Below are 13,384 nucleotides of genomic sequence, written 5' to 3'. Positions count from 1 at the left end.
TGAGGACTGGTGCACGCCTTCGCCGCCCTCCTCGATTCGCTGATCTACACCCGCTCGCGCAACGCGAAGCTAAAGCTGATCGCGGCGTATCTCGTCGCCACCCCCGATCCCGATCGCGGCTGGGCGATGGCGGCGCTCACTGGCGATCTCGACCTGCCCGGCGTCAAGTCCGCGGTGATCCGTGGACTGATCGAGACGCGGGTCGATCCCGTCCTCTTCCGCCTCAGCCGCGACTATGTGGGCGACACCGCGGAGACGGTCGCGCTGCTCTGGCCCACCCCGCCGGTTCCCCCCGAGGGCGATCCGCTGTCGATCGCCGCGGTCGTCGAGCGGCTTATGCGGCTGTCGCGCGCCGATGCCCCCGCCGCGCTCGCCGACATGCTCGACCGCTGCGACGCCGATGAACGCTTCGCGCTGCTCAAGATGGCGACCGGGGGCTTGCGCGTCGGCGTCTCCGCGCGCCTCGCCAAGACCGCGCTGGCACAGGCCTTCGCGCTCGACGTCGATGCGGTCGAGGAGGTGTGGCACGGCCTCGCCCCGCCCTACCCCACGCTGTTCGACTGGGCGGAGGGTCGGGGGGCGCAGCCCACGCCCGGGAACGTCCCCGTCTTCCGCCCCTTCATGCTCGCGCACCCGCTCGAAGACCTGCGCGTCGACCTCGCCGACTATGCCGCGGAGTGGAAGTGGGATGGCATCCGTGTCCAGATCGTCCATGTCGCAGGGGAGACGCGGCTCTACAGTCGCACCGGCGACGACGTCACCGCCGCCTTCCCCGACGTCGCCGCCGCGTTCCGCGAACCCGGCACCGTCGACGGCGAGCTGCTGGTGAAGGGCGAGCATCAGGGCGGCACGCTGGGCACCGTCGAATATGGGGGTGGCGGCGCGGCCAGCTTCAATGCGCTCCAGCAGCGGCTCGGCCGCAAGACCGTCTCGGCGAAGATGCTTGCCGAGGCGCCCGCCTTCGTCCGCCTCTACGACATCCTGATCGACGGTGCCGAGGACCTGCGTGCGCTCCCGTGGACGCAGCGCCGCACGCGGCTCGAAACGTTCGCGGCGCGCCTTGATCCCGATCGATTCGACCTGTCCACCGTGATCGACGCGACCGACTTCACCGCGCTCAAGACGATCCGCGCGGGCGCGCGCGACGCCGCGATCGAGGGGGTGATGCTCAAGCGCCGCGACTCGCCCTATGTCGGCGGTCGCCGCGCGGGCCTGTGGTACAAATGGAAGCGCGATCCGCTGACCGCCGATTGCGTGATGATGTACGCGCAGCGCGGCAGCGGCCGGCGTTCGAGCTACTATAGCGACTATACCTTCGGCTGCTGGACCGCCCCTCCCGAAGACGGGGGCGAATTGCTGCCCGTCGGCAAGGCCTATTCCGGCATTACCGACGAGGAATTGCGGATGCTCGACAAGTTCGTCCGCGGACACACCACCGCGCGCTTCGGCCCGGTCCGCGAGGTCGAGAAGACGCTGGTGCTGGAAATCGCGTTCGACTCGATCCACGCATCCAAACGCCACAAGTCCGGCGTCGCGATGCGCTTTCCCCGCATCGCGCGGATCCGCACCGACAAGCCCGCGGCGGAAGCGGACCAGGTCGAAACTCTTAAGCGACTGATTACGTGAGGGGTTGGAGACCCGAACGGCGGATCGCTCGCTCGTCCCCCACCTCGTCACCCCGGACTTGATCCGGGGTCCCGCTTCGCTCAAGCTCGTGTCCCGCAAAGAAAGCGGAGCGTCCGATCAGATCCGGAGCGACGAATCACAGCCGGCACTCACCCCTCAGAACGGCGGCGGCGGCGCCTCGCCCGGGTCGACCATACCCACCGGCCCCATCACGAACTGCACCCGGTCGACGCATCCCGTCGCGCCCTGCGATCCGGGCGCCAGTTTCGCGCCGCGCACCACCTGGATCGCCTGCTTGCCGAAATCCTCGCTTGGTTGTGCGGCGACGACGCGGATGTTGCCCGTCTCGCCCCACGGCGCGATATCGTACCGCACGACCGCCCAGCCCTCGATCGAACGCCGACGATACGCCTCGGGAAAGCGCAGCACCGGCTGCGTCGCCCATTCCCGCCGCGCGGGGCAGGTCGCGTCCGCGGCCGGCTCTGCGATGCCCTCGGGAATCGGGGGCGCCGCCAGCGGCGTGGGCGCGCGCCAGAACGGATAGACGCATCCGGTCCGCGCGCCACCGGTGAAGCGCGACGCCTTCATCGCGGTCACTCCCGCCCTGTCGAGCGCGGCATTGCGCGTGCCGTACAGCGTGCGGACGTTCACCGGCCGCCCCTTCGCGTCGAGATCATATCCCGTCATCGTCCAGTCGCGGACGCCCGGCGTCGCCGCGATCTTGTCGAAATCGGGCAGCACGCGGACCAGAGGCTGCGGACGCGGCATCGTCAGGCAGGTCGCCGCGCCGCCGATCCGGTCCCACCCCGCTTTCGGCAACGGCCCGGACGACGCGTTCATCGTATAGGATGCCAGATCCTCGACCGGCGCCTCCGCCAGCATGGACTGTCGCGGCGTATAGGTGATGCGGCAGTCCGTCTGCGCCTTGCCCGCCGCGAACCGCGTCGCCGCCAGCGATGGCGCGATATCCTCGCCGAACGGGGCATAATCCGCCCCTTCGCGACGGATCGACACCGACCGCCCCGTCGCATCGATCGCGAACGCATAGGTAACGGGGCGGGTCGGAACCCCGCCCGACCATATCAGGCTGGTGAGCGGCCGCCGCAGCGGCGTCGCCGCCACGGCCTGCCCTTCGCAACGGATCTCGCCGGGCATCCACGCCAGCAGCGCGCGCTGGGCGGGTGTGGGCGGCGCTATCGGGATCGGGATCGTCGACACCACCTGCCCGGAGGCGGCAAGGGACGAAGAGCCGAACGCGGCGGCAAGAATCCATGTCATGCTACCGGTCTGCCGCTCAATCGTGACGCTGGCAAGACGGCGTCGGCCCCGGCTATTTCTGGCAGGCGACGATCGCCGCGATCACGGCCAGCGTCTCCTGCGGATCGCGCACCCGAACGGTATCGAGCCCCAGTTCCTTGGCCGGATAGTCGTTGCCGCCGGGGAAGATCGCGTCGCCGATGAACATCATCGAATCGAGCGGGATGCCGCTATGGTCGCGCAGCTTCTTCAGGCCATAGGCCTTGTCGACGCCCTCTTGCGTGATGTCGATCGATGTCGCGCCGCCCATGTTGATCGACAGCCCCGGCAGACGCGTGCGAAGGTCCGCCTGGATCACCTTGCGCTTGGCGAAATCGGGGTCCCAATGCTCCTTCTCCGCCACCGGCGCCTGCTGGCCCAGCGCGGAGAAGGTGATCTGGCTACCGCGATCCTCGATCCGCTCGCCCCAGGTCTTCTCGGGCACGAACCCGGTCGCCTCCAGCGATTCGTCGAACGCTTTCAGGATCTTGGCCTTCTGCGCATCGTCGAACAGCTCGGCATAGACGGTGGTCCATGCGCCGTTCTGATGCGTATACAGCTTGGTCCCCGTCGTCGGCATCAGCCACAGCTTCGACAGATCCGCGCGCACGGGCAGGCGGCTGGCCACCTGCTTATCGAACTGTGGCCAGTCCCCGCCCGAGATCACCGCGACATGCGCGACCTCCAGCAGGTCGGCGAACATCTCGCCCATGTCGTCCTTCAACGGCTGCTTGCTTTCGGCCAGGGTGCCGTCGAGATCGAAGGCGACGAGCTGCTTCATGCGGGAACTCCTGTATCGGTGTTGAGAATGAGGGTGTCGATCGCGTGTGCGACGCCATCGGCGTCGTTGGCGCGGGTGACGTGGCCGGCGGCCTGCTTCACCGCATCGGGCGCGTTGCCCATCGCGATCGCGAGCCCTGCGCGCGCCAGCATCGGCAGGTCGTTGGCCTGGTCGCCGATCGCCGCGGTTTCGCTCAGCGGCACGCCGTAAGCCTTCGCCAGCGCGGCGATGCCGTCGCCCTTGTTGCCCGCCAGCGGCGTCACGTCGAGATAATAGGTCTGCGACTGGACGATCGTCGCCGCATGGCCGAACGCCGCCTTCGCCTTCTCCGCGAACGCGCGCAGCACGTCCTCGTCGTCGCTGACGAAGGTGATCTTGTCGGCACGGCCCAGCAGCGCGTCGTCGTCACCCAGCGCGACCGGCTCTTGGTCCGAGGTGACACGTTCGCTCTTCGTGTGCGGGCCGTCGCCGTCGCTGGCGTACCAGCGATCGTCCGCAAACACCCAGCGGTCGGCGGCGACGTCCTTCGCCATCGCCATCACGCCGCGCGCGGCCTCTGCGTCGATCGTCACGCGGCTGACGACGGTGCCATCGCGTCGGAAGATCGTCGCGCCGTTGAACGCGCCGACCTCGCCGTCGAGCGCCAGCGCGTCGAGGATCGGCATCATCCCCGATCGCGGCCGCGCGCTGATGATCGTGAACGGCACGCCCGCCGCCTCCAGTCGGGCGACCGCCCCGATCGTGCCCTCGGTCAGTTGCTTCTGCCTGTCCACGAGCGTCCCGTCGACGTCGGACACCACCAGTCTGACGGTCGCCATTATTGCGGCATCTCGACATGCCCGCCGAAGCCGTGGCGCATCGCCGACAGCATCTTGTCGCCGAACGTGTTCTCGGTGCGGCTGCGATAGCGCGCGAACAGCGCGGTGGTCAGCACGTTGATCGGGGTCGACTGCTCCATCGCGGCATCGACCGTCCAGCGCCCCTCGCCCGAATCGGCGACATGGCCGGTATAGCCATCGAGCTTCTGGTCCTCCGCCAGCGCCGCCGCCGACAGGTCGAGCAGCCACGACGAGATCACGCTGCCGCGCCGCCACACCTCCGCGATGTCGGTCAGGTTCAGGTCGAAGCGTTGGTCCTCGGGCAGCGTGTCGCTGTTCTTGCCAGCGAGCACGTCGAACCCTTCCGCATAGGCCTGCATCAGGCCGTACTCGATCCCGTTATGCACCATCTTGACGAAGTGCCCCGCCCCCGCCGGACCGGCATGGATATAGCCCTTCTCCGCGCGCGGATCCTCGCCGCCCTGGCGCCCCGGCGTTCGCGGGATCGTGCCCAGCCCCGGCGCCAGCGCGTCGAAGATCGGATCGAGCCTGTCGACCACCGCCTTCGGCCCGCCGATCATCATGCAATAACCGCGATCGAGCCCCCACACGCCGCCCGACGTCCCCACGTCGACATAGTCCACGCCCTTGTCCGCCAGGTCCTTCGCGCGGCGGATATCGTCCTTGTAGAAGCTGTTGCCGCCGTCGATCACGACCGTGCCGGGCTTCGCGCCCTCCGCGATCGCCGCGATCGTCTGTTCGGTCGGCTCGCCCGCGGGCAGCATCACCCACCAGATTTCGGTTTCGTCGAGCTTGCCGCGCATGTCCTCGATCGAGGTCGCGCCGATCGCACCCTCGGACTCCAGCGTCGCGATCGCCTTGGCGTCGCGGTCGAACACCACCACCGCATGGTCGTGCTGCATCAGCCGCCGTGCGATGTTGCCACCCATCCGGCCGAGGCCGATGATTCCGAGTTTCATAGCCATGATCCTTGCTGCCCGCTCCCGCGCGGGGACAATCCCGCGCGCGCGTCTTCGTTCCGGGTCAGGCGGTCGCGGGGTGCTTGGCCGCGATGCTGCCGAGCAAGTCGTCGAACGCCTTGACGAAGCTCGCCACGCCTTCCTCGACCAGCTGGTCCGTCGTTGCGTCCAGATCGAGCCCCAGCCGCTCCGCCTCCGCCAGCACCTGCTTCGCCTTGTCGATATCGGCAGTGATCGTCTCGCCCACCGTCCCGCGCTCGCGGAACGCGTCCATCGTCGCGGGCGGCATCGTGTTGACGGTATCGCGACCGATCAGCTCGTCGACATACAGCGTATCGCGATATGCCTTGTCCTTGGTGCCGGTCGACGCCCACAGCAGCCGCTGCACCTGCGCGCCCTTGGCCTCCAGCGCCTTCCACCGGTCGCTCGCGATGAAGTCCAGATACCATTGATACGCCAGCTTGGCATTGGCGATCGCGACCTTGCCGCGCACCGCCTTCGCGTCGTCGGTGCCGAGCGCGTCGATCTTCTTGTCGATCGCCGAATCGATCCGGCTGATGAAAAAGCTCGCCACGCTGGCGATCCGGTCGATCGGCTGGCCCTGCCGCACGCGCTCCTCCAGCCCCATCGCATAGGCCTCCGCCACCGCCTGGTACGCGGCGATCGAGAACAGCAGCGTCACGTTGACGTTGATCCCCTTGGCGATCGTCGCCGCGATCGCCGGCACGCCCGCCGGGGTGCCGGGGATCTTTATCATCAAATTGGGCTTGTCGACCGCGCGCCACAGCTTCTCGGCCTCCGCGATCGTCGCATCGGTATCCGCGGAGATATAGGGCGACACCTCGAGGCTGACATAGCCGTCCTTCGCGTCGAGCCGGTCATAGACCGGGCGCAGCACGTCGCACGCGGTCTTGATGTCCTCGATCGCCAGATGCTCGTACCGGTCGATCGTCGCCGCGTCGGGATGCGCCTTGTCATACTCGGCGAGGCTCGCGTCGTACGCCTCGCCATGCCCCATCGCCTTCTCGAAGATCGACGGGTTGGAGGTGACGCCGGTCAACCCGTCCTCGGCGACCAGCGTGTCCAGGCCCTTGTCGGCAAGGAACCTGCGATCGACGAAATCGAGCCACACCGCCTGGCCCTGGCCCTCGAGGTCGTTCAGCTTGCCCATCATCATTCTCCAGACAGTGCGTCACCCCGGCCTCGTGCCGGGGTCTACCCGTCCACAAACCGAACGGGTGCGATATTGGCGGCGTCGATGCCGGGACAAGCCCGGCATCACGGATCAGCCTTCGACCAGACCCTTCGCCACCTTCACGATGTTCGCGGTGGTGAACCCGTATTTGTCGCGCAGCTTGTCGATCGGTGCCGACGCGCCGAACGTCGCCATCGCGATGATCTTGCCGTCCATGCCGGTATAGCGATCCCAGCCGATCTCGCCCGCCATCTCGATCGCGATGCGCGCCTTCACCGCCTTGGGCAGCACGCTCTCCTTGTACGCCTCGTCCTGCGCCTCGTAGCGGAACCAGCTCGGCATCGACACGACGCGCGCCGCGACGCCCTCGCCGGTCAGCTGCTCGTACGCCTCGACCGCAAGGCTCACCTCTGACCCGGTCGCGATCAGGATCACCTGCGGGTCCTCCGCGGACGCCAGCACATAGCCGCCCTTGGCCAGCCCGTCCGCGGACGCGTACTTCGTCCGGTCTAGCGTCGGCAGCGCCTGCCGCGACAGCACCAGCGCGGTCGGGTGGCCGCTGTCGGTCAGCGTCGCGCGCCATGCCGCCGCCACCTCGTTCGCATCGCACGGCCGGATCGTGTCGAGCCCGGGGATCGCGCGCATCGTCGCCAGATGCTCGATCGGCTGGTGCGTCGGCCCGTCCTCGCCGACCCCGATCGAGTCGTGCGTGTAGACCCAGATCGCGCCCAGCTCCATGATCGCGGACAGCCGCACCGGCGCGCGCATGTAATCGAGGAACACCAGGAACGTGCTGCCGTAACCGCGCAGGTGCGACAGCGTCATGCCGTTCACCACCGCGCCCATGCCATGCTCGCGCACGCCGAAGTGGAAGTTGCGCCCGCCATAATTGTCCGCTTCGAACGACGGCGCGCCCTTCACGTCCGTCTTCGTCGACGGCGACAGATCCGCCGATCCGCCGAGCAGCCACGGAAGGTTCGGCGCGATCGCGTTCAGCACCTTGCCGCTCGCATCGCGGCTGGCGACGCCCTTGGCGTCCGCCTCGAACACCGGGATGTCCTTGTCCCAGCCCTCGGGCAGTTCGTCCGCGAGCATCGCGTCGAGCTCGGCGGCCAGCTCGGCATGCTCGGTGCGATACGTCGCGAGCGAAGCCTCCCACGCCTCGCGCAGCGGCCGCGCGCGATCGACCAGCGACGCCTCGAAACGCTCCTTCACGCCCTCGGGCACGTAGAAGTCCTTGGCCGGCCAGCCATAGGCCTCCTTGGTCTTCGCGATGTTCTCCGCGCCCAGCGGTTCGCCATGCGCCTTCTCGCTGCCCGCACGGGGAGAACCCCAGCCGATCACAGAATGGACGACGATGAAGGTCGGCTTGTCGTCGCACGCCTTGAACGCGTCGAACGCCGCGGTCAGCGCGGGGATGTCGTTCGCGTCGTCGACATGGATCACCTGCCAGCCATAGGCCTCGAACCGCTTGCCCACGTCCTCGTCGAACGCCAGCGCGGTATCGCCCTCGATCGAGATGTGGTTGCTGTCGTACACCCAGCACAGGTTGCTGAGCTTCAGGTGACCCGCGATCGACGCCGCTTCCGCGGAGACGCCCTCCATCATGTCGCCGTCGCCGCACAGCGCCCAAACGTCATGGTCGAACAGCGTGTGCCCCGGCTTGTTGTACCGCGCCGCCAGCCACCGCTCCGCGATCGCCATGCCCACCGAATTGCCGCAGCCTTGCCCCAGCGGCCCCGTCGTCGTCTCGACGCCCGTCGTGTGGCGGTACTCGGGATGCCCCGGCGTCTTCGACCCGAGCTGGCGGAATTCCTCGAGGTCCTTCAGGCCCAGCGCAGGCTTGCCCGTCGGTTTCCCGTCGCGACCGACCTCGACGATCCCCGCGAGGTGGATCAGCGAATAGAGCAGCATCGACGCATGCCCCACCGACAGCACGAAACGATCGCGATTGGGCCAGGTCGGGGCGGCAGGATCGTAGCGCAGGAACTGCGACCAGATCGTGTGCCCTACCGGCGCCAGCGCCATCGGCGTGCCGGGATGCCCCGAATTGGCCTTCTGCACCGCGTCCATCGACAGCGTGCGGATCGTGTCGATTGCGAGGCGTTCGGGGGTGCCGTCTTCGTGGACGTTCTTCGTGGCGGTGTCGGTCATGCAGGCCTCATCTGGGAATCCCTTGTCCGGGAATTGTGGGGGCCGAACGCTTGGCAGCGGGCCCAGGTTGCCGAGTCCGCGCCGCCTTAGTCGCTCGCACGCGTGCGTTCCAGCCGCGTAACGACACCGTGCCGTGCAATATACGCCGCATCAACTTCGCGGAGGAACAATCCGTGCGCGAGTGCCCCCGGAATCATCGCGATTCGCATCGCCAGCGCCTCCGCATCGCCGATCGCGGGAAAGCGACAGTCCGCGACGATATTGCCGTTGTCGGTCCGATACCCCGCCCGGACGGTCACAGCCGCCCCAAGGTCTCCCAGCCCCGCGACCACCGACGCGCGCGCGAACGGCAGCACCTCCACCGGCACCGCCGCCGCCCCGATCGCAGTCACCCGCTTGGACCCGTCCGCGATCACCACGAACCGCGCCGCCGCCTGCGCCACCGCCTTCTCGCGCAGCATCGCGCCGCCCGCGCCCTTGATCGCGCGGAACGCATCGTCGATCTCGTCCGCACCGTCGATCGCGAGATCGAGCGTCGCCACGTCGGCGAAGTCGATCACAGCGATCCCCGCCGCGCGCGCCGCCGCCTCGGTCGCAACACTCGTCGCCACTGCCTCTACGCGCAGCCCCTCGCGAACCCGTCGGCCCAGCGCCGCGATCGCATGCGCCGCGGTGCTCCCGGTGCCCAGCCCCACGCGCATGCCGTCGCGTACCTCCGCGATCGCGGCCTCCGCGGCCAGCCGCTTGTCGTCATCGATCATGTAGCGCGATGTCGTCCCGCCGCGCGGCGACGACAACCCCTTCCCCGCCCCGCCTTTTGGACATACCACCTGTCGCATTCCCCGATCGACGGAGTTTTCCCATGCATCGCAGAGCCTTCCTGTCCGCAACCACCACCGGCGTCTTGGGCGCGCTCCTGTCCGAAGGCGTCCTCGCACAGTCGGTCGCGGGCTCTCCCGACGCGAAGCTCAACGCGCTGTTCGACGCGATCTTCAACGACCGGATCGATTCGTCGCCGCAGGCGGCCTCGTCGCTCGGCTTCGACAAGGGTACCCGCGCCGCGCTCAAGTCGCAGCTCGACGACCAGTCTGCCGCCGGCAGCCGCAAGGACCTCGCCCGCACCAGGACATGGCTGGCGGAGCTCCAGCGCTTCCCGGTCGCCGGCCTCACCCCCGCCGCCAGGCTCAACCGCGAGATCGTGCTCTATTCGCTGACGCAGGCCACCGTCGCGCAGGACAAGTACGGCCTCGATTCGGTCATCCGCCCCTACCGGATCTTCCAGCAGGGTGGCGCCTATTACTCGGTCCCCGATTTCCTCAACGACACCCACACGATCGAGACGAAGGCGGATGCCGACGCCTATCTGGCGCGGCTCGACGCGTTCGCGCGCGTCCTCGACGAGGACACCGCGGTCCAGCGCGAGGAAGCCGCGCGCGGCTATATCGCCCCCGATTTCGCGCTCGACCTGACGCTCGGGCAGATGCAGGCGCTACGCAATACCCCGGCCGCGAACAGCAACCTCGTCGCCTCGCTGGTCCGCCGCACCACCGCAAAGAACATCCCCGGCGACTGGCGCGCACCCGCCGCGAAGATCGTCGAGGCCAGGGTGTACCCCGCGCTCGATCGCCAGATCGCGCTCGTCCGCCAGCTGCGCACACAGACGAAGCCGGGCGCTGGCGTCTGGCGACTGCCCAAGGGCGGCGAACTCTACGCCGACGCGCTCCGCCAGGCGACCACGACCGACTACACCCCCGATCAGGTCCACGCGATGGGGCTCGAACAGGTTGCGGAGATTGCCGCACAGCTCGACACGATCCTGCGCGGCGCCGGGCTGACGCAGGGCTCGGTCGGCGCACGCCTGACGCAGCTCAACGCCCGCCCCGACCAGCTCTACGCCAACACCGCGGAGGGCCGCGCCGCGCTCATCGCCTCGCTCAACGAGGGCGTCGTCGCGATGACCGCGAAGCTGCCCCGCGCCTTCGCCACCGTCCCCGGCGCCCCGCTCGAGATCCGCGCCGTCCCCGTCGAGATCCAGGACGGCGCGTCGAACGGCTATTACAAGCGCGCCGCGCTCGACGGGTCGCGCCCCGCCATCTACTTCATCAACCTCAAGGACACGGGCGACTGGCCCAAATACTCGCTCCCCTCGCTCACCTATCACGAGGGCGTGCCGGGGCATCACCTCCAGATCAGCATCTCGCAACAGTCGAAGGATATCCCGACGCTGCGTAAGGTCGGCTTCTTCGGCGCCTATACCGAAGGCTGGGCGCTCTACGCCGAACAGCTCGCCGATTCGCTCGGCGGCTACGCCACCCCGCTCGAGCGCGCGGGCTATCTCCAGTCCTTCCTGTTCCGCGCCGCGCGGCTCGTCGTCGACACCGGCATCCACACCAAGCAATGGAGTCGCGAGAAGGCGACGCAATACATGGTCGACACCGTCGGCTTCGCGCAGCCCCGCTCGCAGCGCGAGATCGAGCGCTATTGCACCCAGCCGGGGCAGGCGACCTCGTACAAGGTCGGCCACATGGCCTGGACCCGCGCGCGCGCCAAGGCGCAGGCGATCCTCGGCGCGAAGTTCGACGAGAAGCGCTTCCACGAGGTCCTGCGCGATGGCGCGATGCCGCTGTCGATCATGGAACGCCTGGTCGAGGAGCGCGCCCGCTCGGGCCGGTGACGCCATCGCGCGTCCGTGCCGAGCCTGTCGAAGCACCGCTCTTCTTCTGCGACCGGCGGAAGGAAGGGCGGCCCGCTTCGACGCGCTGCCTGCGGCACGTCGCTCGGGACAGGCTTCGACGAGCACGGTGCGAACGGCACGGGGATCGTGAAAGGCGCCCCTCAGATCCCCGCATACCACGCGTAGTCGTTGCTATCCTCCCAATACCCCCCCTTGCCCGCGCCGACGCGGGCGAGCGTATCCACCGCTTCCACCCGCATCACGTACTTGGCGTGCTTGTACCCTAGCTGCCGCTCGACGCGCAGCCGCAGCGGCGCCCCGTTCGCCACCGGCAACCGATGGCCGTTCAATCCCCACGCCAGGATCGTCTGCGGATGGAACGCGTCGATCAGGTCGATGCTCTCGTAATATCTGCTCGCGCCGTAATCGTCGGCGCAGTGGAACACGATGTACTTCGCCCCCGGCAGCAACCCCGCCTCGCGCAGGATCCCGCCCAGCGGCGTTCCCGTCCAGCGCCCGATCGCGCTCCACCCCTCGACGCAGTCGTGCCGCGTGATCTGCGTCTTCGCCGGCAGCGCCAGCATCTGGTCGAGCGACAGCGACAGCGGCCGCCGCACCAGCCCGTCGACACGCAGCCGCCAGTCCGCGAAGTTCCCCGCTGCCAGCGCAGCATAGTCCGCGCCCCCCGGCCGCCGCGTCCCGTTCGCGCGGAACACCGGCGACACGTCCGCCAGCGCGAACTCGGGCGCCAGTACGTCGCGCGCGCCCGTGACACGCGCGAAGTCCATCGTCAGCCGCTCGGTCCCCTCGAAGAACCCCCGCATCGCGGGCGTCGCCGCCACCCGGTCGCACCCCGACAGCAGCACGCCGCTGCCTGCGCCCACGATCAGTGTCCGCCGCGAGATCATGCGCCGCCCTTCCCGCGCGGCAGCCGGAACCACCCCGTCACCATCGATCGCACCTCGTTCACCGGCCCCGCCAGCACCACCATCGCCAGATGGACGATCGTGAACCCGACGAGCCCGAACGCGCACAGGAAATGGACCGACCGCGCAGACTGCCGCCCGCCGAACACCGCCAGCAACCACGGGAAGTTCGCATCGAACGCAGGCCCCATCGCAAGGCCCGTCAGGATCATCAGCGGGATCAGCCCCAGCACCACCGCGCCATAGGCCAGCTTCTGGAGGACATTGTACCGCGCCGCCGCCTCCCCGGTCGGGAAGCGCAGCCGCGCGTGATCCGTCACGTCCCGCCACAGATGCCGCGACGCCACCTCGGCGCGGCGCGGCCAGATGTCGCGCTGGATATGCCGCGTCGCGAACCCGATCGCCAGATACGCCAGCGACGCGATCGCGAGGATCCACGCGAACGACAGGTGCCAGCGTCGTGCGGCGGACAGGCTGTATCCCGACGGGATCGTCGCCCAGTAGGGGAACGCCCGGGTCCGCTCGACGCCCTGCTTGTCGATCCACCGTCCCAGCACTCCGCCGGTCGGCACGTCGACCGCACCGATCACCACATGCCCACCCGTCGCGGTCGGCCCGATCGCCAGCCACGCCGCATCGGTGTTCGCGCCGTACTGGCCCCAGTAAAGCCGCGGGTGCGCGTTAAAGATCATCAGCCCGCTCATCAGCATCACCGTCAGCGCGACGGCGTTGGTCCAGTGCCACACCCGCGTCGCGAACCGGTGGCGATAGACGGTATGGGGCGTGTCCCCCTTCTCGATCGATGCGGTCGTCACCATCGGCAAGGTCTAGGGCGGATCGACCGTCAGCGGAAGGGATATGCGTCGCCCTCACCCGTTCGTCTCGATCAGGGATCGAGCGCAGTCGAGAGCCCGTATCGATAGACCCGCGCGCG

The 13,384-nt window shown here is 68.6% G+C and carries 11 protein-coding genes; 2 read left to right on the top strand and 9 right to left on the bottom strand.

What is annotated here, in order from left to right; genetic code table 11:
* The first annotated feature begins 9 nt into the window (after window positions 1–9).
* Window positions 10–1,626, top strand: coding sequence for a cisplatin damage response ATP-dependent DNA ligase (locus ACV7NO_RS03840; protein ID WP_463404699.1), 1,617 nt, complete (start codon window positions 10–12; stop codon window positions 1,624–1,626).
* Between the two features lie 156 nt (window positions 1,627–1,782).
* On the opposite strand, the gene ACV7NO_RS03835 is transcribed toward ACV7NO_RS03840, so the two are convergent.
* The 7 genes from ACV7NO_RS03835 to rpiA all read right to left on the bottom strand — a co-directional run bounded on the left by ACV7NO_RS03835 (window position 1,783) and on the right by rpiA (window position 9,611).
* Window positions 1,783–2,904 (bottom strand): TonB family protein, encoded by a 1,122-nt coding sequence (locus tag ACV7NO_RS03835; protein ID WP_463404698.1) that lies wholly within the window; start codon window positions 2,902–2,904, stop codon window positions 1,783–1,785.
* A gap of 52 nt (window positions 2,905–2,956) precedes the next feature.
* Window positions 2,957–3,703, bottom strand: a complete 747-nt coding sequence (locus ACV7NO_RS03830) for an HAD-IIB family hydrolase (protein WP_463404697.1) — start codon at window positions 3,701–3,703, stop codon at window positions 2,957–2,959.
* Window positions 3,700–4,521, bottom strand: a complete 822-nt coding sequence (locus tag ACV7NO_RS03825) for a Cof-type HAD-IIB family hydrolase (protein ID WP_463404696.1) — start codon at window positions 4,519–4,521, stop codon at window positions 3,700–3,702. Before ACV7NO_RS03825 ends, ACV7NO_RS03830 begins: the two co-directional genes overlap by 4 nt.
* Complete coding sequence (gene gnd / locus ACV7NO_RS03820) at window positions 4,521–5,540, bottom strand: phosphogluconate dehydrogenase (NAD(+)-dependent, decarboxylating) (RefSeq protein WP_463407273.1); 1,020 nt, start codon at window positions 5,538–5,540, stop codon at window positions 4,521–4,523. The genes ACV7NO_RS03825 and gnd overlap by 1 nt, the downstream gene beginning before the upstream one ends.
* Window positions 5,541–5,565: 25 nt before the next feature.
* Window positions 5,566–6,672: a transaldolase gene (gene tal / locus ACV7NO_RS03815; protein WP_463404695.1), complete on the bottom strand. Its 1,107-nt coding sequence runs from the start codon at window positions 6,670–6,672 to the stop codon at window positions 5,566–5,568.
* A gap of 114 nt (window positions 6,673–6,786) precedes the next feature.
* On the bottom strand, window positions 6,787–8,850 hold the full coding sequence (gene tkt, locus ACV7NO_RS03810; RefSeq protein WP_463404694.1) for a transketolase: 2,064 nt from the start codon (window positions 8,848–8,850) through the stop codon (window positions 6,787–6,789).
* A gap of 86 nt (window positions 8,851–8,936) precedes the next feature.
* A complete protein-coding gene (gene rpiA, locus ACV7NO_RS03805; protein ID WP_463404693.1) occupies window positions 8,937–9,611 on the bottom strand; it encodes a ribose-5-phosphate isomerase RpiA in 675 nt (224 codons plus the stop codon).
* A 101-nt stretch (window positions 9,612–9,712) separates the two neighbouring features.
* Here rpiA and ACV7NO_RS03800 point away from each other — a divergent pair, with 101 nt between their 5' ends.
* The gene (locus ACV7NO_RS03800) at window positions 9,713–11,524 is read left to right on the top strand and encodes a DUF885 domain-containing protein (RefSeq protein WP_463404692.1); all 1,812 of its coding nucleotides are present in this window, start codon (window positions 9,713–9,715) and stop codon (window positions 11,522–11,524) included.
* 161 nt (window positions 11,525–11,685) lie between these two features.
* On the opposite strand, the gene ACV7NO_RS03795 is transcribed toward ACV7NO_RS03800, so the two are convergent.
* Window positions 11,686–12,432, bottom strand: coding sequence for a molybdopterin-dependent oxidoreductase (locus ACV7NO_RS03795; protein WP_463404691.1), 747 nt, complete (start codon window positions 12,430–12,432; stop codon window positions 11,686–11,688).
* On the bottom strand, window positions 12,429–13,268 hold the full coding sequence (locus ACV7NO_RS03790) for a cytochrome b/b6 domain-containing protein (protein WP_463404690.1): 840 nt from the start codon (window positions 13,266–13,268) through the stop codon (window positions 12,429–12,431). Before ACV7NO_RS03790 ends, ACV7NO_RS03795 begins: the two co-directional genes overlap by 4 nt.
* Between the last annotated feature and the right edge of the window lie 116 nt (window positions 13,269–13,384).

The organism is Sphingomonas sp. Ell38C01 (assembly GCF_055231975.1).
This window is presented reverse-complemented; position numbering and strand designations above follow the sequence as displayed.

Bases quoted from the DNA above. Each gene is read 5' to 3' on its own strand.
- ACV7NO_RS03825 (WP_463404696.1), bottom strand. From the start codon at position 4,521: ATGGCGACCGTCAGACTGGTGGTGTCCGACGTCGACGGGACGCTCGTG.
- tal (WP_463404695.1), bottom strand. From the start codon at position 6,672: ATGGGCAAGCTGAACGACCTCGAGGGCCAGGGCCAGGCGGTGTGGCTC.
- ACV7NO_RS03790 (WP_463404690.1), bottom strand. From the start codon at position 13,268: ATGGTGACGACCGCATCGATCGAGAAGGGGGACACGCCCCATACCGTC.
- ACV7NO_RS03795 (WP_463404691.1), bottom strand. From the start codon at position 12,432: ATGATCTCGCGGCGGACACTGATCGTGGGCGCAGGCAGCGGCGTGCTG.
- rpiA (WP_463404693.1), bottom strand. From the start codon at position 9,611: ATGATCGATGACGACAAGCGGCTGGCCGCGGAGGCCGCGATCGCGGAG.
- ACV7NO_RS03800 (WP_463404692.1), top strand. From the start codon at position 9,713: ATGCATCGCAGAGCCTTCCTGTCCGCAACCACCACCGGCGTCTTGGGC.
- tkt (WP_463404694.1), bottom strand. From the start codon at position 8,850: ATGACCGACACCGCCACGAAGAACGTCCACGAAGACGGCACCCCCGAA.
- ACV7NO_RS03835 (WP_463404698.1), bottom strand. From the start codon at position 2,904: ATGACATGGATTCTTGCCGCCGCGTTCGGCTCTTCGTCCCTTGCCGCC.
- ACV7NO_RS03830 (WP_463404697.1), bottom strand. From the start codon at position 3,703: ATGAAGCAGCTCGTCGCCTTCGATCTCGACGGCACCCTGGCCGAAAGC.